At 38.1% G+C, this 19,983-nt stretch carries 19 protein-coding genes; 16 read left to right on the top strand and 3 right to left on the bottom strand.

Annotated features, from left to right (window positions below; all coding sequences use genetic code 11):
• Positions 1-96: 96 nt before the first annotated feature.
• Positions 97-561 (bottom strand): redoxin domain-containing protein, encoded by a 465-nt coding sequence (locus LQ227_RS13420; RefSeq protein WP_230149631.1) that lies wholly within the window; start codon positions 559-561, stop codon positions 97-99.
• A gap of 85 nt (positions 562-646) precedes the next feature.
• A complete protein-coding gene (locus tag LQ227_RS13415) occupies positions 647-1,549 on the bottom strand; it encodes an SDR family oxidoreductase (RefSeq protein ID WP_230149629.1) in 903 nt (300 codons plus the stop codon).
• A 161-nt stretch (positions 1,550-1,710) separates the two neighbouring features.
• On the opposite strand from LQ227_RS13415, the gene atpD reads away from it, so the two are divergent.
• Together atpD and atpC are read left to right on the top strand one after the other, a co-directional pair.
• Positions 1,711-3,213, top strand: a complete 1,503-nt coding sequence (gene atpD, locus LQ227_RS13410) for a F0F1 ATP synthase subunit beta (protein WP_029276465.1) — start codon at positions 1,711-1,713, stop codon at positions 3,211-3,213.
• A 73-nt stretch (positions 3,214-3,286) separates the two neighbouring features.
• Positions 3,287-3,532: an ATP synthase F1 subunit epsilon gene (atpC, locus tag LQ227_RS13405; protein ID WP_029276466.1), complete on the top strand. Its 246-nt coding sequence runs from the start codon at positions 3,287-3,289 to the stop codon at positions 3,530-3,532.
• A 64-nt stretch (positions 3,533-3,596) separates the two neighbouring features.
• Here the strand turns inward: atpC and LQ227_RS13400 are convergent, their stop codons facing one another.
• Complete coding sequence (locus tag LQ227_RS13400; protein WP_230149627.1) at positions 3,597-4,550, bottom strand: alpha/beta fold hydrolase; 954 nt, start codon at positions 4,548-4,550, stop codon at positions 3,597-3,599.
• Between the two features lie 701 nt (positions 4,551-5,251).
• On the opposite strand from LQ227_RS13400, the gene ilvE reads away from it, so the two are divergent.
• From ilvE to leuB, 14 genes are all read left to right on the top strand, one after another.
• Positions 5,252-6,142, top strand: a complete 891-nt coding sequence (gene ilvE, locus LQ227_RS13395) for a branched-chain-amino-acid transaminase (RefSeq protein ID WP_230149625.1) — start codon at positions 5,252-5,254, stop codon at positions 6,140-6,142.
• A gap of 121 nt (positions 6,143-6,263) precedes the next feature.
• Positions 6,264-6,845 (top strand): O-methyltransferase, encoded by a 582-nt coding sequence (locus LQ227_RS13390; RefSeq protein WP_230144797.1) that lies wholly within the window; start codon positions 6,264-6,266, stop codon positions 6,843-6,845.
• A 238-nt stretch (positions 6,846-7,083) separates the two neighbouring features.
• Positions 7,084-8,766 carry a dihydroxy-acid dehydratase gene (gene ilvD, locus LQ227_RS13385; protein ID WP_230144796.1) on the top strand — a complete coding sequence of 561 codons (1,683 nt, stop codon included), beginning with the start codon at positions 7,084-7,086 and terminating at the stop codon, positions 8,764-8,766.
• Between the two features lie 48 nt (positions 8,767-8,814).
• A complete protein-coding gene (locus LQ227_RS13380; protein ID WP_230144795.1) occupies positions 8,815-9,405 on the top strand; it encodes an ORF6N domain-containing protein in 591 nt (196 codons plus the stop codon).
• Positions 9,406-9,426: 21 nt separating this feature from the next.
• Positions 9,427-11,178, top strand: a complete 1,752-nt coding sequence (gene ilvB, locus LQ227_RS13375; RefSeq protein WP_230144794.1) for a biosynthetic-type acetolactate synthase large subunit — start codon at positions 9,427-9,429, stop codon at positions 11,176-11,178.
• A 31-nt stretch (positions 11,179-11,209) separates the two neighbouring features.
• Positions 11,210-11,848: an acetolactate synthase small subunit gene (gene ilvN, locus LQ227_RS13370; protein WP_057931987.1), complete on the top strand. Its 639-nt coding sequence runs from the start codon at positions 11,210-11,212 to the stop codon at positions 11,846-11,848.
• Between the two features lie 66 nt (positions 11,849-11,914).
• On the top strand, positions 11,915-12,304 hold the full coding sequence (locus LQ227_RS13365; protein WP_230144793.1) for a glyoxalase superfamily protein: 390 nt from the start codon (positions 11,915-11,917) through the stop codon (positions 12,302-12,304).
• A gap of 18 nt (positions 12,305-12,322) precedes the next feature.
• Positions 12,323-12,787: a DinB family protein gene (locus tag LQ227_RS13360; RefSeq protein ID WP_230149623.1), complete on the top strand. Its 465-nt coding sequence runs from the start codon at positions 12,323-12,325 to the stop codon at positions 12,785-12,787.
• A 438-nt stretch (positions 12,788-13,225) separates the two neighbouring features.
• Positions 13,226-14,707 carry a ketol-acid reductoisomerase gene (ilvC, locus tag LQ227_RS13355; RefSeq protein ID WP_116251731.1) on the top strand — a complete coding sequence of 494 codons (1,482 nt, stop codon included), beginning with the start codon at positions 13,226-13,228 and terminating at the stop codon, positions 14,705-14,707.
• 103 nt (positions 14,708-14,810) lie between these two features.
• Complete coding sequence (leuC, locus tag LQ227_RS13350; RefSeq protein WP_230144791.1) at positions 14,811-16,217, top strand: 3-isopropylmalate dehydratase large subunit; 1,407 nt, start codon at positions 14,811-14,813, stop codon at positions 16,215-16,217.
• An 82-nt stretch (positions 16,218-16,299) separates the two neighbouring features.
• Positions 16,300-16,602, top strand: coding sequence for an antibiotic biosynthesis monooxygenase (locus LQ227_RS13345; RefSeq protein ID WP_230144790.1), 303 nt, complete (start codon positions 16,300-16,302; stop codon positions 16,600-16,602).
• A gap of 121 nt (positions 16,603-16,723) precedes the next feature.
• Positions 16,724-17,308, top strand: a complete 585-nt coding sequence (leuD, locus tag LQ227_RS13340) for a 3-isopropylmalate dehydratase small subunit (RefSeq protein ID WP_230144789.1) — start codon at positions 16,724-16,726, stop codon at positions 17,306-17,308.
• Positions 17,308-18,777 (top strand): ATP-binding cassette domain-containing protein, encoded by a 1,470-nt coding sequence (locus LQ227_RS13335; protein ID WP_230149620.1) that lies wholly within the window; start codon positions 17,308-17,310, stop codon positions 18,775-18,777. Before leuD ends, LQ227_RS13335 begins: the two co-directional genes overlap by 1 nt.
• A 109-nt stretch (positions 18,778-18,886) precedes the next feature.
• On the top strand, positions 18,887-19,978 hold the full coding sequence (gene leuB / locus LQ227_RS13330) for a 3-isopropylmalate dehydrogenase (protein WP_057931994.1): 1,092 nt from the start codon (positions 18,887-18,889) through the stop codon (positions 19,976-19,978).
• Positions 19,979-19,983 lie beyond the last annotated feature (5 nt).

Raw genomic sequence — 19,983 nt, 5'->3', positions numbered from 1 at the left:
TCCGTATCGTTAACGGACTGCAAAGGTATAATTTGATATTTTAATTTCCAATTAAATTTTAAAAAAATCTCAAAATAATTCTTTGCAGAATATGTTTTATGCGCTTAATGCATCATTAATTGCTTTAAAATCAGGCAAATCATGTGCATCTTCCAAAACTTCTGCATAAGCTATTTTTCCTTCTTCATTGATCACAAAAGCCGCTCTTTTAGAAACACCTTTCAATCCGAACACAAATTCATCATAAAAAGCACCGTAAGCTGCTGACACTTCTTTGTTAAAATCAGACAATAAAGGGAACTGGTAACTTTGAACTTCTTTAAATTTAGCCAAAGAGAATGGAGAATCAACTGAGATGCCAATTACCTGTGCATCTATCCCTTCGTAATAGCTAAAATTATCGCGCATGGTACATAATTGTTCTGTACACGTCCCGGTAAAAGCCATCGGGAAAAAGTGGATAATTACTTTTTTACCTTTGAAACCAGAAAGCGCGATTTCGGTTAAATCAGAACTGTATAATTTGAAATCAGGGGCGTTATCGCCAACTTGTAATGCCATACTATAATTAATTGGTTAATGTATTGTTAAATTGTTTTATTGCTTAATTGTTTTTAACTCTCAACTCAAGACCGCGGACTCAAAACTAACCTTTTATCTGCTGATCTAAAATTGCTAAGCCTTCTTCAAAACTATGTGGACAGTAATTTAGATCTTTAATGGTCTTATCTAAAACAAAACCAGTTCTAACCGGTCGTTTAGCCGTTTGGTTTAAACTTGTCGAACTTATTTCATTAATAAATGATTGATCAAGACTCCAAAACTCGGCAACTTTTCGCACTAAATCTGCAATACTCATGTAATCTTTACCCGATACATGGTAAATTCCTTTTGCATTTTTTTCTATAGCCAACAAGCAGGCTTCAGCTAAATCCTCAGCTAAAGTGGGCATACGCCATTGATCGTTTACTACATTAATAGGCGATGCTTTTTCCAATGCCTCTTTGGCCCAAAGTACAATATTGCTCCGGCTCATATCACTGCTTATCCCATATACCAATATTGTTCTTAAGATCGCCCAGTTCGCTTTTGAGTTCTTCACCAGCTCTTCCGCCAGTACTTTCGATTCGCCATAATAACTTACCGGATTAACTGCATCCTCTTCTTTATATGGTCCGTTGGCACCATCAAAAACAAAATCGGTACTTAAATGAATAAGCTGAATGTTTTTTTCTTCACATATTGCTATCAGCGTTTGAACTGCATCTACATTTAATTGACGACAGAGCGACTTATTGGCTTCACAAATATCAACATTGGTCATTGCGGCGGTGTGCACAATGGCATCAGGGCTGTATCTTTCGATAACTTCCCTAACCTGAGCAGTATTTAAAATATCCATTTCTACATATCCATAGCCATTCTTTACGGGATAGCGATTTGTTCCTTTAGCAGTAGCAACAAGCTTTACCCTGCCTTCGGCGAGAATTTTTTCAGTTAATTTCTGCCCTAAAAGACCGTTGCTACCTGTTGTTAAAATGGTTTTCATATGCCTTATTTATGGCTCTAAATTATCTATAAAAACCATGTTGAAAAAATTTATAATATATATTTAAAATTAAGTAAGAAAAACTTAACTTTGCCAACCGAATTGGAGCCCCTTTAAACAGCTTTAATTCATTGACTGTAATAAATTTACTCACAACAGATATGCCTAACTTAGGAAAAATAGCACAAATTATCGGCCCTGTGGTTGACGTTAGCTTTGCTAATGATGCCCATCTACCTAAAATTTTTGATGCGTTAGAGATAACGAAAGAAAATGGACAAAAAATTGTTTTAGAAGTTCAACAGCACTTAGGTGAAGATCGTGTACGCGCAATCTCGATGGACTCTACAGACGGTTTAGTTCGTGGAATGGACGTAGTTGACACTGGTGCTGCAATTAAAATGCCAGTTGGCGACCAAATTAAAGGTCGTTTATTTAATGTAGTTGGTGAAGCGATTGACGGTATCAACACAGTTGATAAAACTGATGGTCGTCCTATCCATGCTACTCCTCCTAAGTTTGAAGATTTATCAACTGAAACTGAGGTACTTTTTACAGGTATTAAAGTTATCGATTTATTAGAGCCATATGCAAAAGGTGGTAAAATCGGTTTATTCGGTGGTGCTGGTGTAGGTAAAACGGTATTAATTATGGAGTTGGTAAACAACATCGCTAAAGCTTATGCTGGTTTGTCAGTATTCGCAGGTGTTGGTGAGCGTACTCGTGAGGGTAACGATTTACTTCGTGAGTTTATTGAGTCAGGCGTTATCAACTATGGTGACGAATTCTTACACTCAATGGAAAAAGGTGGATGGGATTTGAAAGCTGTTGATACTGAAAAATTAAAAGAATCTAAAGCAACATTGGTTTTCGGACAAATGAACGAGCCTCCTGGTGCACGTGCACGTGTAGCATTATCAGGATTAACAGTTGCAGAATATTTCCGTGATGGAGATGGCGAAGGCGCTGGAAAAGACATCCTTTTCTTCGTTGATAACATCTTCCGTTTTACGCAGGCAGGTTCTGAGGTATCGGCTTTATTAGGTCGTATGCCATCAGCTGTAGGTTACCAACCAACATTGGCAACTGAGATGGGTTTAATGCAAGAGCGTATTACTTCAACAAAACGTGGATCAATTACATCAGTACAAGCGGTATACGTACCAGCGGATGATTTAACTGACCCGGCTCCGGCAACAACTTTTGCCCACTTAGATGCTACTACAGTACTTTCGCGTAAAATTGCTGAGCTAGGTATTTATCCTGCGGTAGATCCATTGGATTCTACTTCACGTATCCTTTCTCCTGCTGTTTTAGGTGACGAGCACTATAACACTGCACAACGTGTTAAAGAAACTTTACAACGTTACAAAGAATTACAAGATATCATCGCGATCTTAGGTATGGACGAATTGTCTGAAGAAGATAAATTAGTTGTATCAAGAGCACGTCGTGTTCAGCGTTTCTTATCTCAACCTTTCCACGTAGCTGAGCAATTTACTGGCTTAAAAGGTGTATTGGTTGACATTAAAGATACCATCAAAGGATTTAACATGATCATGGATGGTGAAGTTGATGAGTATCCAGAAGCTGCATTTAACTTGGTTGGTAGCATTGAAGATGCGATCGAAAAAGGTAAAAAATTATTAGCAGAAGCGAACTAAGAAACGCGACAAGCGTAAGGCGACAAGCGTGTAAACGCCCCACGCCTTACGCTCTACGCTAAACAAAAAAAACATGAATTTAGAAATATTAACTCCAGATAAAAAAGTTTTCGAAGGTGAAGTAACAGCAGTTACGGTGCCTGGTACTTTAGGCTCTTTCCAGATTTTAAAAGACCATGCCCCTATCATCTCTACTTTAGAAGATGGAGAAGTTATTATAAAAGCAAACAAAGCTGATGAGCAGCGCTTTTTTATTAAAGGCGGTGTAGTAGAAGCTATTCACAACAAAATTGTGGTTTTAGCCGAAGGCGTCGCTTAAGCAAAATAATTAACTCATTTAAAAAGCCTCCCGATTTAAAATCAGGGAGGCTTTTTGTTTTATATTATTGTTTAGCAAAATCACATACTGTTGCCGTAAATTCTTTATTGTTTTCATAATAAAGCATGTGCGAGCCGTTTAACTGTACTACCTCTTGGTTTTTAAACTTATAATTTTTGTAATAGTCCCGTCCAACAGCGTGATCATCTTTACCCGTTATAATCAAGGCAGGTATTTTAATTTCACTGGTAAGTAACGCATAATCTTTAAAATATTCTGGATACTTCTGCACCTTTGTGCTATCCATTAAAGGCATAAAAAGTGTCATTCCGAAATCTGATGTGCGTTTATAGGAATTTTCGATGCTGTCCATTTTGATAACGGTATTTACATCATTGACAATATATTTATATCCAAGATGCACCGTGCTTAACTTTTTTCTAACCAGCGCCGCTCCATTCATTAATTTTTTAAAATCTGTTTCATTTATAGTGGTATCCTTTTTTAGTAACCGATATCCATATTCAATTTGTTCCTTAATCTGATTTGGATTCATGAAGTGGGCTATTGTATTCGCCATGATGATGCCCGATAAATGTTCTGGATACTTCAAGGCATAGTTAATGGCCAGAATACCACCAAATGAATGACTAAGTAAGTACACTTTTTCTACGCCCAATTTCAACCGCAGTTCTTCAACATCTCGAACAATCCGGTTTAAACTATAATTCTTTGCATTTTGCGAATGACCAGATCCTCTTTGATCCAGATAAACCATTGTTAAACATTTCTCCAGATTTGCTCCACCCATTTTTTCAAAGGAAAGAAAGTCCTGACCAGGGCCTCCATGCAAGTAGATACAAACAGGTCCTTTGCCTGCTACCTTAACAGATAACCTTACTGTATCAGAAGTTAAAATGGTCTGGTTCCCCATTTTGAGATGTGAGGTTGAATCTGACGGGGAACAACCACTAAATAATACGATTAAAACAACAAAAAAGATATAAATTGTTTTCATAAGAATAGTTTCTAATATTAAATTACACCACTTTACAATAGCAATCAAGCAAGTTTAATAATACTTTAATATCCACAAAAAAACACTAATAATTCTTCGCATTTTAACATCAAAATCTGACCTGATTTTTAAATTTCATACAGCCTTTAACTCGTTTTAGGCAGAAAAATAGAAAATTTATAATGCAAGCATAACAAACAGACTGTATACCGTTTTGATATTTGGTCTACGGCTATCGGCATTAAATAACTAATCCAACTCTAGTTAAGAACAATATTCTGATTATTAATATATTTTCGGAATAATATTCTTATTTAACTTTTTTCTGATTTCTCTTGCATATTAATGAACCAAAAACTAAATTGGTTTTTATAAACAATAAGATAACAATGACTATTCAGAACAACATATTTTCTACCACTACTCCTGCAAAAGCAGCTGGTAATGTAGTGTTGTTACCTGTCATTTTACTTAACCTCCTACTCCTAAACATTTTATGGGGTAATAAGCGGACGCAGTTTAAATAGATTTTAAAAAACTAAATATACCTAAAGCGTCCCGATACAAACGGGACGCTTTTTTTAAATAACAAAAAGACAGTATTATGAACCGTCCATAATAAATAGTCAAAATAAAAAATGGAATGCTTATTTATTGTGGTAAGCTCCATCTGACGGTTAAAAAACAACAAGAATAAACAGATGAAATACTATAATTCTAATACGATTATTTACCTTGATGGACAGTTCGAAAAAGCTGTAAATAGCAGTACTGACCTTTACGGGCAGTCGCTACACTACGGCTATGCTGCTTTCGAGGGTATTAGAGCCTATAAAACACACAACGGCAACCGCATATTCAAAGCCGCGGCCCATTTCGATCGCTTAGAGCGTTCTTGCCAGTTGGCAAACATTCCTTTCCCATGGGATAAACAGGAATTAATTGCAGCAACCTATAAATTACTTCAGTTGAATAAACTGAAAGATGCTTATATCCGTCCCTTGGTATTTTGCCACCCGAACATGAAATTAAACGAGCCGAGTGGGGTTTCGATCTTAATCTGTGCCTGGGAATGGGATGCATATTCTGGCAACAAATTGTTAAAATTAACGGTTTCTGATTATGAAAGGCCAAACCCAAAATCCATTCCAATGGAGGCGAAATTGAGTGGAAACTATGTTAATTCTATTTTAGCTACTACTGCGGCAAATATTAAAGGCTATGACGAGGCTTTGCTTTTGGATATGCACGGTTTTGTTGCCGAGGCATCTGGAGCAAACATCTTTCTTGAAAAAGACGGAAAACTGTTTACACCATCTTTAGGAAATATTTTACCAGGAATTACACGTGCAACCGTAAAAGAACTTTGCACCGTTCTCGATATAGAATGCATTGAGAAAAAATTAACTACAGAAGATTTAAAAAATGCCGACAACGCTTTCTTATGTGGAACAGCAACCGAGATAGCAGGTATAGCATCAATTGATGATATTGTATATCGCCCGTTGTGGAGAGAATCTCTCGGTTATACCATACAGCGAGCTTATAAAAACCTGGTACTGGAAAAAGTGAATTACGAAGTGATTATATAGTGAGAAGCAAACTGGTTGATAGTTAAATAGTTCATTGTTGATGGCCGATTAAGCTATAAACCATCGACTAAAAAACCATCAACCAAAAAGAATTCTAAACAAAAAAAACACTAAAAAACAGATGACTGAAGAAATCAATCAACACTTCCCGAAGGCCTACCAGCAAATTAATGGTGCAACAAAAGCATCAGGATTTGACATGGCATCTGATGTGCTGACCTGCTCTTTGCTCAGAACACTTGCTTCTACCAAGCCTTCAGGTAAATTTCTGGAACTTGGAACAGGAACAGGTTTATCTACTTCCTGGATATTAGATGGTTTAGATCAAAATAGTAAACTTACCTCGATAGATAACGACGCTAAATTTTTAGCGATTGCCAAAACTTTTCTTGGTGAGGATGAACGCTTAACATTAGTTGATACCGATGGTGCGGAATGGATTGAAAAGAATAAAGACAAAAAGTTCGATTATATTTTTGCTGATACCTGGCATGGAAAATATTTGCTTTTAGATGAGGCGATATCTATGCTTAATACCGGCGGACTTTACATCATCGATGATATGTTGCCACAATCGAATTGGCCTGATGGCCACCAGGATAAGGCTATAAAATTGATCAAAGATTTAGAATCCCGTGATGATCTGCACTTAACCAAGCAGGTTTGGGCAACAGGAATCGTGATCGGAGTAAAAAATAAATAAGATTAAATAGTTCTTTACTTTTTTAAATAGTTAGTATGTTTGTGATTCATCAAAGACATGAATATAAACACAAACATTATTAGCAACCTAATTATTGTCATTTCTCAAAAGAGAGGTGGAAATCGTTGCGTATAATATTAAAAATATACCATATCGAAACCGCCTCCCACAAGAGGCGGTTTTTTTTTGCCTCAAAAAGAAATAATTGAAATACAACAGAATACATACAATTTAAACAATGAGCGAATTAAACAAGTACAGTAAAACATTTACACAAGACCCTACACAACCGGCAGCGCAAGCTATGCTTTATGGAATCGGATTAACTGATGCTGATATGGCTAAAGCGCAGGTCGGTATTGCAAGTATGGGTTACGATGGTAACACCTGCAATATGCACCTTAACGATCTTGCAAAAGACGTCAAAGCTGGGGTCTGGAAAAATGATTTAGTCGGCTTGGTTTTTAATACCATTGGTGTAAGTGATGGGATGAGCAACGGTACTGATGGAATGCGTTATTCGTTGGTAAGCCGTGATGTAATTGCTGATAGTATCGAAACCATTTGTGGTGGCCAATATTACGATGGAATTATCTCTATCCCTGGCTGTGATAAAAACATGCCTGGCGCGATTATGGCCATGGCACGTTTAGATCGCCCTTCAATTATGGTTTATGGTGGTACGATTGCGCCTGGCCATTACAAAGGCGAAGAATTGAACATTGTTTCAGCTTTCGAAGCGCTGGGGCAGAAAATATGTGGTAACCTTTCTGAAGAAGACTATCAGGGCATCATAAAACATACCTGCCCTGGTGCAGGTGCTTGTGGAGGGATGTATACTGCAAACACAATGGCATCAGCAATTGAGGCTTTAGGTATGAGTTTGCCTTATTCATCTTCGAATCCAGCAATCAGCGAGGAGAAAAAACAAGAATGTTTAGATGCAGGTAAATACATCAAAATTTTATTAGAGAAAGATATCAAACCATCAGATATCATGACGAGAAAAGCATTCGAAAATGCCATTCGTTCAATTATCATTTTAGGTGGCAGTACGAATGCAGTATTACATTTTATTGCAATGGGTAAAGCTATCGGTATCGAAATCTCCCAAGATGATTTCCAGCGCATGAGTGATGTAACACCCGTACTTGCCGATTTCAAACCTAGTGGAAAATACTTAATGCAGGATTTACATCAATATGGAGGTATCCCGGCAGTATTGAAATATTTATTAAACGAGGGTTTATTACATGGCGATTGTTTAACTGTTACCGGAAAAACCATGGCTGAGAATTTAGCCGATGTAAAATCGATCATGGATTATGATCAAAAAATCATCCAGAAACTAAGTGAGCCGATTAAAGCCACTGGTCACCTACAGATTCTTTACGGAAACCTGGCTGAAAAAGGTTCTGTTGCAAAAATAAGTGGAAAAGAAGGTGAGAAATTTGAAGGCCCTGCACGTGTATTCGACGGCGAACACGATTTAATTGCCGGAATTTCTAGCGGACGTGTTCAACCTGGCGATGTAATCGTAATTAAAAATTCTGGTCCGGTAGGTGCGCCAGGTATGCCAGAAATGTTAAAACCAACCTCAGCAATTATTGGTGCTGGTTTAGGCAAATCAGTGGCTTTAATTACCGACGGACGTTTCTCTGGTGGTACGCATGGATTTGTGGTTGGTCACATTACACCTGAATCTTACAAAGGTGGCTTAATAGGCTTGGTAGAAGATGAAGACCGGATTTTGATCGATGCGGTAAACAACATCATTAGCCTGCAAGTTAGCGAAGAAGTGATTGCCGAGCGTAGAAAAAACTATGTACAACCAGCATTAAAAGTAACAAAAGGTGTTTTATATAAATATGCTAAAACCGTTTCAGACGCAGCTAGTGGTTGCGTAACTGACGAATACTAAAATCAAAAAATCATCCCCCAGATTAATTGATTACTAATAAAATAGATTATGCAAATAATTAAAAGTATTCAGAATAGGATTTATGAAATCCGGGGAGAAAGAGTAATGCTGGATTTCGATTTGGCATCGCTTTATGAAGTTGAAACGAAGGCACTGAATCAGGCGGTAAAACGTAACATAAAGCGTTTTCCTGAAGATTTTATGTTTCAGTTAACTTCTGCTGAGTTTGAAGAGATAAGACTTCAGATTGATGCAAGTAGTCAAGGTAGATCATCACAAATTGTGATGAAAGGCGGAACCAACTTGAAGTCACAATTTGTGACTTCAAGTTGGGGAGGTACTCGAAAATTGCCCTACGCTTTTACTGAGCAAGGGGTAGCCATGCTGAGTGGTGTTTTGAAAAGTGATAAGGCGATTAATATGAACATTGCCATTATGAGAGCCTTTGTTGATGTTCGTAAAATTTTGCTGAAGCAAAGCAACCTTAACGAACAATTGATAGAAATTAAAGAACGGATTGGTGAACATGATGTTCAGCTCAACGAGCTGTATGATGCAATGGAAAATTTAATAGACGAGAAAGTTGCTCAATTAAAATGGAACGACAGACAAAGAATTGGGTTTAAAATTAAAGAATAGTAGAACCGCAAAAACATAACTATGGAAACTGCACAAGATACAATACAACAAAACGAGGCGAAAGCAGAAACCTCAAAAACCTTATTCAAAGGAACAGGCTCGCAGGTTTTGTTGAATGGATTAATTGAAGAAGGTGTAACCACCATTTTCGGTTATCCGGGAGGAGCAATCATGCCTATTTATGATGCTCTTTATGATTATGCCGATAAATTAGAACACATCTTAGTTCGCCATGAGCAAGGTGGTATCCACGCTGCTCAGGGTTTTGCAAGAGCAAGCGGCGAAGTTGGTGTTGTTTTCGCAACCAGCGGGCCAGGTGCAACCAATTTGGTTACTGGTTTGGCAGATGCACAAATCGATAGTACGCCATTGGTTTGTATCACCGGACAGGTTTTCGCCCACTTATTGGGAACGGATGCTTTTCAGGAAACTGACGTGATTAACATTACTACTCCGGTTACAAAATGGAACTATCAGGTTACTGATGCCAAAGAAATTCAAGAGGTATTGGCTAAAGCTTTTTATATCGCTAAAAGTGGTAGACCAGGTCCTGTTTTAATCGATATTACCAAAAATGCACAATTACAACTGGAGGAATTCCCTGAATATGTAAAGTGCAACCACATCCGCAGTTATCGCCCGAAGCCAAAAGTTAGGGTAGAATATATCGAGCAGGCAGCCGAATTAATCAATTCAGCAAAAAAACCTTTCATTTTATTTGGACAAGGTGTTATTTTGGGAAAAGCTGAAGAAGAATTCAAAGCTTTTATCAATAAATCAGGAATCCCTGCTGCATGGACCATTATGGGCGAAGGTGCTATCCCAACTTCACACCCACTAAATGTAGGTATGTTAGGGATGCATGGTAATTACGGGCCAAACGTATTAACGAACGAAGCTGATGTAATTATTGCCATCGGTATGCGTTTTGATGACCGTGTAACCGGTCGTTTAGATAAATATGCCAAACAAGCTAAAGTTGTACATTTAGATATCGACCCTGCCGAAATTGATAAAAATGTTAAAGCAGAAGTTGGTGTTTGGGGCGACTGTAAAGAAACTTTACCCCTATTAACCAATTTAGTTAACGAAAACAAACACGAAGATTGGTTAGCTAAGTTCAGACAATATAACCAGGAGGAAATAGATCAAGTCATTACTCCCGAACTTTATCCAACTGGTGATGAAATGACCATGGGCGAAGTATTGCGCAACATCAACGAAATCTGTGGTGGTGATGCCGTAATCGTTACCGATGTTGGTCAGCACCAAATGGTAGCCTGTCGCTATGCTAAATTTAACAATACCCGCAGCAACATTACTTCTGGTGGTTTAGGTACAATGGGCTTTGGTTTACCAGCAGCAATTGGCGCTAAATATGGCGCACCTGATAAAACCGTTATCGCTATTATCGGTGATGGTGGTTTCCAGATGACGCCTCAGGAATTGGGTACCATTATGCAATTTGGCGCAGCAGTGAAGATTCTGATCTTGAACAACCGCTTTTTAGGTATGGTTCGTCAATGGCAACAGCTTTTTCATGATAAGCGTTATTCTTTCGTGAATATCACAAGTCCTGACTTTGTTGCTTTAGCAAAATCGTATTATATCGAAGCGGGCAAAGTTGATGAGCGTGCAAACTTAAGACAGGCACTAGAAACTATGATCAACCATGAAGGTTCTTACCTATTAGAAGTTATGGTGGGCAGAGAAAATAATGTTTTCCCAATGGTTCCACAAGGAATGAGTGTAAGCGAAATCAGGTTGAAGTAAGGTAGAGGTTTAAGATAAAAAAGAAACTATCATGAGTACTGAAGATAAAATAAAATATACAGAAGACACCGTTGACCTAGAAGGAAAACAGGAATATACCATTACGGTGTACGCCGAAAACCGCATTGGTTTACTCAACAGGATTGCGATTATTTTCTCGAAAAGAAAAATCAATATCGAAAGTTTAAACAGTTCCGCATCTGAAATTGAAGGAATACACCGTTTCAACATCGTCATCCACGAAGGTTACGAAGTAGTGAGGAAGCTGGCCCGTCAGATAGAAAAACAGATTGAGGTATTGAAAGTTTATTTCAACACCAACGAAGAAATTATCTGGCAGGAATTGGCGCTTTACAAAGTTTCTACAGATGAAATTGCAGAAAAAGTAACTGTAGAGCGTTTATTAAGACAATACGGTGCAAGTGCAGTAGTGATCCGTAAAGATTATACCGTTTTTGCAGTAACTGGTCACCGCGAAGAAACTGATGCTTTGGTAAAAGCTTTAGAACCTTACGAATTAATTGAATTTGTACGATCTGCAAGAGTAGCCATTATTAAAGACAGTGCCGGTTTTCACGAAAAACTAAAGGAATTCGAAGCTTTCGAACCAGGTGAAGAATTAGTAGAAAACGAGTTTTTAGAAAAAGGACAGAAGATTTTTACGATGTAAGGTCTATAACAAATCCGTCATTGCGAGGAGGAAAGACGAAGCAATCTTTTAAGAAAAATCGAGAACATGAAATGCAATAAAGCCATACCGATTTTAAGAATTTTCGATTACGATAAAGCAGTAGAGTTTTACGTAAACTGGTTGGGCTTTAAAATAGACTGGGAACACACGTTTGAAGAAAATACCCCTGTTTATATGCAGATTTCATTAGGTGACATCGAACTCCATTTAAGTGAGCACCATGGAGATAGTTCTCCCGGTGCAAATGTATATGTAGATTGTACAGGATTGAAAGCATTTCATAAAGAAATAATAGATAAAAAATATAAGTACAACAGGCCAGGTTTAGAGAAAACTTTTTACGGAACCTGGGCAGTAACAGTAAACGACCCGTTCTTTAACAAGATTACCTTTAACGAAACATTAACCGAAGCTGAAAAACAAAACGATAATTAGATAGATACGAAATATAATATGATGAACGAGGTATTTGATTTTATAATAAACTCACGCAAGGCATTTATTAAGTTGATAGATGATTTAACAATCGAAGAATTAAATAAAATTCCCGATGGTTACAACAATAACATTATCTGGAATTTTGGCCATGTTGTAGTGAGCACACAAACGCTTTGTTATGTTCGTACAGGTGTATTGCAAGATGCTGTTTCGGTAAAATTTAACGAGTATTATAAAAAAGATACGAAGCCAACCTACACCGTAACAGAAGAAGAAGTAGCAGAATTGAAAGTTATAGCATTGGAAAGCATTGAAAAAATAAAGGAAGATTATGCAAACGGAAAATTTTCAAACATCACTCCTTTTACAACAGCTACCTATGGCGTACAGATGAACAGCATTGAAGAAATTCTGATCACAACTATTGGTCATGATAATGTACACCAAGGTTATGCATGGGCACTGAAAAGACAGATATAAAAAGATGTAAGATGGATGAGGGTTTTGAAAAACAGGCCCAACTAAAATAAACCCGATAGCAGTAAAAATTTTAGACTGTGCTTCGACTACGCTCAGCATGACATTCTAAATTTTTTACGGAAAGCGGGACTGAAACAACCGAAAAGCACAGGAACCTGCTTTTCAAATAAAAAACCGGTGAAATCACTATATCTGTGAAATCAAACCGAAGGAAAAAATGGATGATGGAAACGGATGAGATATGAACCGATAATAAAAAAATCAGTGTAATCACCTCATCTGTGTAATCAATCCGCAGGAAAAAAATGGATGATGGAAACGGATGAGATATGAACCGATAATAAAAAAAATCAGTGTAATCACCTCATCTGTGTAATCAACCTGCAGAAAAAAAGAATATATAACGATAATTAAATAGAAATTAACCAATAAAAAACAATGGCAAATTATTTTAACACATTACCTCTTAGAGAAAAATTAAACCAATTAGGTGTTTGCGACTTCATGGACAGTTCTGAATTTTTAGATGGCGTTAGCGCATTAAAAGGCAAAAAACTGGTAATTGTAGGTTGTGGTGCACAAGGCTTAAACCAAGGTTTAAATTTAAGAGATAGTGGTTTAGATGTAAGCTACACTTTACGTAAGGAAGCAATTGAAGGCAAACGCGATTCGTGGAAAAATGCAACTGAAAACAATTTTACAGTTGGTACTTACGAAGAACTGATTCCAAATGCAGATGTAGTAATTAACCTTACTCCAGATAAACAACATACTGCTGTTGTAAATGCAATTATGCCGTTAATGAAAGAAGGAGCTACTTTGTTATATTCTCACGGTTTCAATATCGTTGAAGAGGGTATGCAGATCCGTAAAGATTTAACCGTTATTATGGTTGCACCTAAATGCCCTGGTAGCGAAGTTAGAGCAGAATATGTTCGTGGTTTTGGTGTTCCTACCTTAATTGCAGTTCACCCTGAAAACGATCCTCAAGGTAAAGGATTGGCACAGGCAAAAGCATATTGCGCAGGTACAGGCGGTCACAGAGCTGGTGTATTAAAATCATCTTTCGTAGCTGAGGTAAAATCAGATTTAATGGGCGAGCAAACCATCCTTTGTGGTTTATTGCAAACAGGTTCTATCCTATCTTTCGATAAAATGGTAGAAAAAGGAATCGATGCAGGTTACGCTTCTAAATTGGTTCAATATGGTGTTGAGGTAATTACCGAAGCCTTAAAACAAGGTGGTATTACGGCCATGATGGACAGATTAAGCAATGTGGCTAAAATCAAAGCTTTCGAAATTTCGGAAGAATTAAAAGATATTATGCGCCCATTATTCCAAAAACACCAGGATGATATTATGAGTGGCGAATTTAGCCGTACCATGATGGAAGATTGGGCAAACGGAGATAAAAATTTATTAAAATGGAGAGCTGAAACAGGTGAAACTGCTTTCGAAAAAACGCCTGCTGGTGATGTTAAAATCGGTGAGCAGGAATATTTCGATAACTATACTTTAATGGTTGCTTTTGTTCGTGCTGGTGTTGAATTGGCTTTCGAAACCATGGTACAGGCAGGTATCAAACCAGAATCGGCTTACTACGAATCGTTACACGAAACACCACTTATTGCCAACACCATTGCACGTAAGAAGTTGTTCGAAATGAACCGTGTTATTTCTGATACTGCTGAATACGGTTGTTATTTGTTCGATCAGGCTTGTAAACCGCTTTTGGGCGATTTCATGAAAAAAGTAGACACTGATTTAGTTGGTAAAAACTTCAACGAAGGTAAAGATGGCGCTGTTGATAACAGACAATTAATCGATATCAATGAGGCTATCCGTTCTCACCAGGTAGAACAGATTGGAGCAACCTTGCGTAAAGCAATGACTGCAATGAAAGCGATTAAAACAGCATAGAAACAAAAAGAATGTCATCCTGAGCCTGTCGAAGGAACTCTTTTTGTTTATAACGAAAAAATCTTCGACAAGTTCGGACTGACAAACATTAAATAATAATAAAATGTCAAAAACATTAGTAGAAAAAATTTGGGATGCTCACGTTGTAAAAAGTGAAGAAGGATTTCCTGATATTTTATACATTGATACACACTTAATACACGAGGTAACCTCTCCGCAGGCATTTGATGGTTTGCGCAAAAGAGGATTACCTGTTTTCCGTCCGAAACAAACTGTAGCAACGGCCGATCATAACGTACCTACATTAAATCAGTTATTGCCAATTAAAGAGGAGCTTTCACGCTATCAGGTGGATATGTTAACCAAAAATTGTGCAGAATTCGGTGTAGAACTGTATGGTTTAGGGCATCCTTTTCAAGGCATTGTACATGTTATCGGCCCTGAGTTGGGTATCACCTTACCTGGTAAAACAATGGTTTGCGGCGATAGCCATACCTCAACCCATGGTGCCTTTGGTGCGATCGCATTTGGTATCGGTACTTCGCAGGTAGAGCAGGTGTTTGCAACGCAATGTTTATTGCAGTCGAAACCTAAAACCATGAAAATTGAGGTAAACGGCGAGCTTGGAAAAGGTGTTGGCGCGAAAGACATTATCTTATACATTATTGCCAAAATCTCTGCCGCAGGCGGTACAGGTTATTTTATAGAATATGCAGGTTCGGCAATCGAAGCTTTAAGTATGGAAGCTCGTATGACGATCTGTAACATGAGTATCGAAATGGGTGCACGCGGTGGATTAATTGCACCTGACCAAACTACTTTCGATTACATTAAAGGAAGAGAATTTGCTCCAGCCGGCGAAGAGTGGGATAAAGCCTTAGCTTATTGGAAAACATTATATAGTGATGCTGATGCAAAATTCGATAGTGTTTTAACTTTTGATGCCGCAGATATTGCACCTATGATTACCTATGGTACAAACCCAGGAATGGGTATGGGTATTCAGGAACATATTCCGGCAACTGGTGCACAACCAGAAAAAGAGAAACTTTCGTACCAGAAAGCGTTAGATTATATGGGCTTTGATGACGACTCTTCATTAATCGGGAAACCGGTTGATTATGTATTCATTGGAAGCTGTACCAACTCACGCATTGAAGATTTACGCGAAGTTGCCGATTTTGTTAAAGATAAACGCAAAGCTGATAATGTTACGGTTTGGATAGTTCCAGGATCAAAACAAGTTGAGCAACAAGCTAAAAACGAAGGTTTGGATAAAATTTTCGAAGCTGCTGGTTTCCAGTTACGCGAACCAGGCTGTAGTGCCTGTTTAGGTATGAACGAAGATAAAATCCCGGCAGGTAAATATTGTGTATCTACATCAAACAGAAACTTTGAAGGCAGACAAGGGCAAAATGCACGTACGTTATTGGCCAGTCCACTTACTGCAGCAGCAGCAGCCGTAACCGGAAAAATTACCGATGTAAGGGATTTGTTGGAGAAGGCTTAAAATAAAGTCATACTGACGAAGGAAGCATCTGCAAGCTAAGAAACAGATTCTTCGTTCCTCAGAATGACAACTTTTAAAATATATGATACTAGAAGTTGCCATACTAAATGTAAAAGCCGGATTATCGGCTGATTTTGAAAAAGCTTTTAGTGAAGCGGAAAAAATCATTTCCTCAATGGAAGGTTATATTTCGCATCAGCTTCAAAAATGTATAGCGGTAGAAAATAAATATATCCTGTTGGTAAACTGGAAAACACTGGAGGCACATACCGAAGGTTTCAGAGGATCAGCAGCATATCAGGATTGGAAAAAGTTATTGCATCACTTTTATGATCCTTTCCCAACAGTTGAACACTTTGAAATGGTAGAGGGTTGTAAGGCTTAAGGTGGAGGGTAAAAACATGGAGCATAAAACTACCACCATTAAGTAAAAGGCTTAAAGAATAAAGATAAAAAGTGGAATACAAGTCTCGCTACTTGATACTCCTTACTTGATACTAATTGACATGAAAAAATTCACAAAATTAACATCGGCAGTAGTGCCATTAAACATAGAGAACATTGATACCGATCAGATTATCCCTGCGAGGTTTCTAAAAGCGACTACCCGCGAGGGTTTTGGCGAAAACTTGTTCCGCGATTGGCGTTATGAAAACGATAACCAACCTAAAGCTGATTTCGTGATGAACAACCCAACCTATAGCGGTCAGGTTTTAGTAGCAGGAAAAAACTTTGGATGTGGCAGCAGTCGCGAGCACGCTGCATGGGCTATTCAAGATGCTGGTTTTGACGCGGTAATCAGCAGTTTCTTTGCCGATATCTTTAAAGGAAATGCTTTGAACAATGGTTTATTACCCATCCAGGTAAGTGATGAGTTCTTGGCGCAGATTTTCAACGCGGTTGACAACAATCCAAAATCAGCCCTAGAAGTTGATTTAGAAAATCAAACGGTTACCATTGTAGAAACCGGTGCTCAGGAATCATTTGAGATCAATCCTTACAAAAAATCGTGTTTGATAAACGGTTATGATGATATCGATTTCATCTTAGCCCAAAAAGAATTAATCGCAGAATTTGAAGAGGCAAAATAATGCTTAAACCATTTGTCTACATACAAAACCTAAACTTAAGTTACCGCAATAAAGCGGTGCTAAAGGATTTGTATTGGGAAGTAAATGTGTGCCAAAACTGGGTTTTATGGGGTGAAAGTGGGAGCGGAAAAACTTCTTTGGCTAAAGCGATTGCAGGTTTAATTCCTTCACAGGGTAGCATTGAAATCAATTACGACGCCCAAAGTAAATTACCGGCCGAAGTTTTATTTGTAGAAAGCTGGTATCAGTTTAAAAATCTCGAAGGTATTGCAAACTTTTATTATCAGCAACGCTACACCAGTTTACAGGCCAATGATACTTTGACAGTATATGCAGAACTGGTAGCTTACGGCAAAGAAAAAGGACTTCATTTCGATCTGGTTGAACCCATTTTAGAAGCACTGGGCTTTGCTACTTTTGCCAGTTCACAGCTAATCGAATTATCAAGCGGCGAACATAAAAAACTGCAGCTTGTTAAAGCCTTATGGTTAAAACCTCAATTGTTAATTATCGATCAGCCTTATACCGGTTTAGATAAAGCATCGCGAAAAAACCTGAATGTACTTTTAGACCAGATTACAGCAGAAGGTGTACAATTAATTTTAATCTGTAATGATTTAGAATTTCCAGAAAGCATCGATTCTTTTGCGGAGATTATAGACGGGCAGATTGTTAGCTCATTTTCAAGAGAAATTGGAGATCTTCCACCCGAAATACATAAAAGGAAGATCCCCGCTTTTTTAAAGGAGTCGCCAATTTATTCATCAACTGATATGGTAAAGATGGTTGATGTAAACATCAGCTATGGAGAAAAACAGGTGCTAAAAAATATCAACTGGGAAGTTAAGGCTGGCGAAAAATGGTTATTGCAAGGCCCTAATGGCTCAGGAAAGTCCACTTTATTGAGTTTAATCAATGGCGATCACCCCCAATCTTACGCCAACGAGCTTTATTTGTTTGGCAACAGGCGTGGAACAGGCGAAAGCATTTGGGATATTAAGCAGCATATTGGTTTAATATCGCCAGAATTTCATTGGTATTTCGATGCCACTTCAACCGTTTGGAAGTGTATTGCTTCGGGCTTTTACGATACCGTGGGCTTGTTTCAGCAACTACCTTATAGCAAAAGAGCTCAAGTTGATGAGCTGATTGAATATTTTGGATTAACCGATAACAAAAATGAATTATTAACCGCACTTCCACTCGGTAAACAGCGATTGGTATTATTAGCGCGAACGATTATAAAAAATCCGGAACTATTAATTCTGGATGAACCTTGCCAGGGTTTAGACCAACAGCAAACAAGACATTTTAACCAATTGGTTGATGAATTGTGCAGCAACGGGATGACCTTAATTTACGTTGGCCATTTTGAATCGCAGCTGCCAACCTGCATAGAAAAAAGAATATTGTTAGAAAAAGGCGAGGTAAAAGTCGTCGAAAGTTTAAACACAGAAATATTAAGCTGATGCAAGCTTAGCCACGGAAAGACGGTGACCACGGAAACAAAATTTTTCTGTGATTTCTGTGCTTCCGTGGCAACCAATAAGCAATTGTAAAGCAAAAGAGGAGTCAACAATGAAGAAGAACATTTTAGTAATACCTGGAGACGGTATTGGGCCCGAGGTTACCACTTGGGGAAAAGCAGCATTAGAAAAAATTGCCGAAATTTTTGGCCATGAATTTGTGTTCGAGGAAGCTTTAATGGGCCATGCGGCTATTGAAGTTACTGGCGAGCCTTTGCCAGATGAAACCTTAGAAAAAGCAAGACAAAGTGATGCTATCCTTTTTGGCGCAATTGGCCACGCCAAATACGACAACGACCCAAGTTTAAAAGTTAGACCGGAACAAGGCCTGTTAAAAATCCGTAAGGAACTGGGTTTATTCGCTAATCTCCGTCCGATATTACTATTTGATGAACTTCTTCAGGCATCGAGCATCAAACCGGAAATTTTAAGAGGAACCGATATTTTGTTCTTCCGCGAATTAACGGGTGATGTTTACTTTGGTGAAAAAATTCGTTCTGAGGACCGTAATACGGCTTCAGATTTAATGATTTACCACCGTTATGAAGTAGAACGCATTGCACATAAAGCTTACCAGGCTGCACAGCAACGTAACAAAAGATTATGTTCGGTAGATAAAGCCAATGTTTTAGAAAGCTCTCGCTTATGGCGCGAAACTGTTCAGGAAATTGCAAAACAATATCCCGATGTAGAAACAGAGCATATGTTCATCGATAATGCAGCCATGCAGTTGATCAAAAACCCTAAGAAATTCGATGTGGTTTTAACGGCCAATTTATTTGGAGATATTTTGACAGATGAAGCTTCGCAGATTGCAGGTTCAATGGGTATGCTGGCTTCAGCATCTGTTGGCGAAAGCACAGGTTTCTTCGAGCCGATCCACGGTTCTGCACATGATATTGCAGGTAAAGATTTAGCTAATCCATTGGCTTCTATCCTATCGGCAGCATTAATGTTGGAAATTGGCTTCGGACTAAAAGAAGAAGCCAAATTATTGGTTGACACCATCGACCAGGTATTGAAAGAAGGTTTTAGAACACATGACATTGCCGACCAAAATACAAACCGGTTTAAAGTTTTAGGCACAGCCGAAATGGGCAAATTGGTTCTTAAATTCTTATCACAAAAATTAATCACTTCCTAAACTTA

Source organism: Pedobacter sp. Bi27 (assembly GCF_918698255.1).
Lineage (GTDB): Bacteria > Bacteroidota > Bacteroidia > Sphingobacteriales > Sphingobacteriaceae > Pedobacter.
This window is presented reverse-complemented; position numbering and strand designations above follow the sequence as displayed.

Excerpts from the sequence above, each read along its gene's own strand:
- LQ227_RS13420 (WP_230149631.1), bottom strand. The coding sequence starts at position 561 with ATGGCATTACAAGTTGGCGATAACGCCCCTGATTTCAAATTATACAGT.
- LQ227_RS13415 (WP_230149629.1), bottom strand. The coding sequence starts at position 1,549 with ATGAAAACCATTTTAACAACAGGTAGCAACGGTCTTTTAGGGCAGAAA.
- atpD (WP_029276465.1), top strand. The coding sequence starts at position 1,711 with ATGCCTAACTTAGGAAAAATAGCACAAATTATCGGCCCTGTGGTTGAC.
- atpC (WP_029276466.1), top strand. The coding sequence starts at position 3,287 with ATGAATTTAGAAATATTAACTCCAGATAAAAAAGTTTTCGAAGGTGAA.
- LQ227_RS13400 (WP_230149627.1), bottom strand. The coding sequence starts at position 4,550 with ATGAAAACAATTTATATCTTTTTTGTTGTTTTAATCGTATTATTTAGT.
- ilvE (WP_230149625.1), top strand. The coding sequence starts at position 5,252 with ATGAAATACTATAATTCTAATACGATTATTTACCTTGATGGACAGTTC.
- LQ227_RS13390 (WP_230144797.1), top strand. The coding sequence starts at position 6,264 with ATGACTGAAGAAATCAATCAACACTTCCCGAAGGCCTACCAGCAAATT.
- ilvD (WP_230144796.1), top strand. The coding sequence starts at position 7,084 with ATGAGCGAATTAAACAAGTACAGTAAAACATTTACACAAGACCCTACA.
- LQ227_RS13380 (WP_230144795.1), top strand. The coding sequence starts at position 8,815 with ATGCAAATAATTAAAAGTATTCAGAATAGGATTTATGAAATCCGGGGA.
- ilvB (WP_230144794.1), top strand. The coding sequence starts at position 9,427 with ATGGAAACTGCACAAGATACAATACAACAAAACGAGGCGAAAGCAGAA.
- ilvN (WP_057931987.1), top strand. The coding sequence starts at position 11,210 with ATGAGTACTGAAGATAAAATAAAATATACAGAAGACACCGTTGACCTA.
- LQ227_RS13365 (WP_230144793.1), top strand. The coding sequence starts at position 11,915 with ATGAAATGCAATAAAGCCATACCGATTTTAAGAATTTTCGATTACGAT.
- LQ227_RS13360 (WP_230149623.1), top strand. The coding sequence starts at position 12,323 with ATGATGAACGAGGTATTTGATTTTATAATAAACTCACGCAAGGCATTT.
- ilvC (WP_116251731.1), top strand. The coding sequence starts at position 13,226 with ATGGCAAATTATTTTAACACATTACCTCTTAGAGAAAAATTAAACCAA.
- leuC (WP_230144791.1), top strand. The coding sequence starts at position 14,811 with ATGTCAAAAACATTAGTAGAAAAAATTTGGGATGCTCACGTTGTAAAA.
- LQ227_RS13345 (WP_230144790.1), top strand. The coding sequence starts at position 16,300 with ATGATACTAGAAGTTGCCATACTAAATGTAAAAGCCGGATTATCGGCT.
- leuD (WP_230144789.1), top strand. The coding sequence starts at position 16,724 with ATGAAAAAATTCACAAAATTAACATCGGCAGTAGTGCCATTAAACATA.
- LQ227_RS13335 (WP_230149620.1), top strand. The coding sequence starts at position 17,308 with ATGCTTAAACCATTTGTCTACATACAAAACCTAAACTTAAGTTACCGC.
- leuB (WP_057931994.1), top strand. The coding sequence starts at position 18,887 with ATGAAGAAGAACATTTTAGTAATACCTGGAGACGGTATTGGGCCCGAG.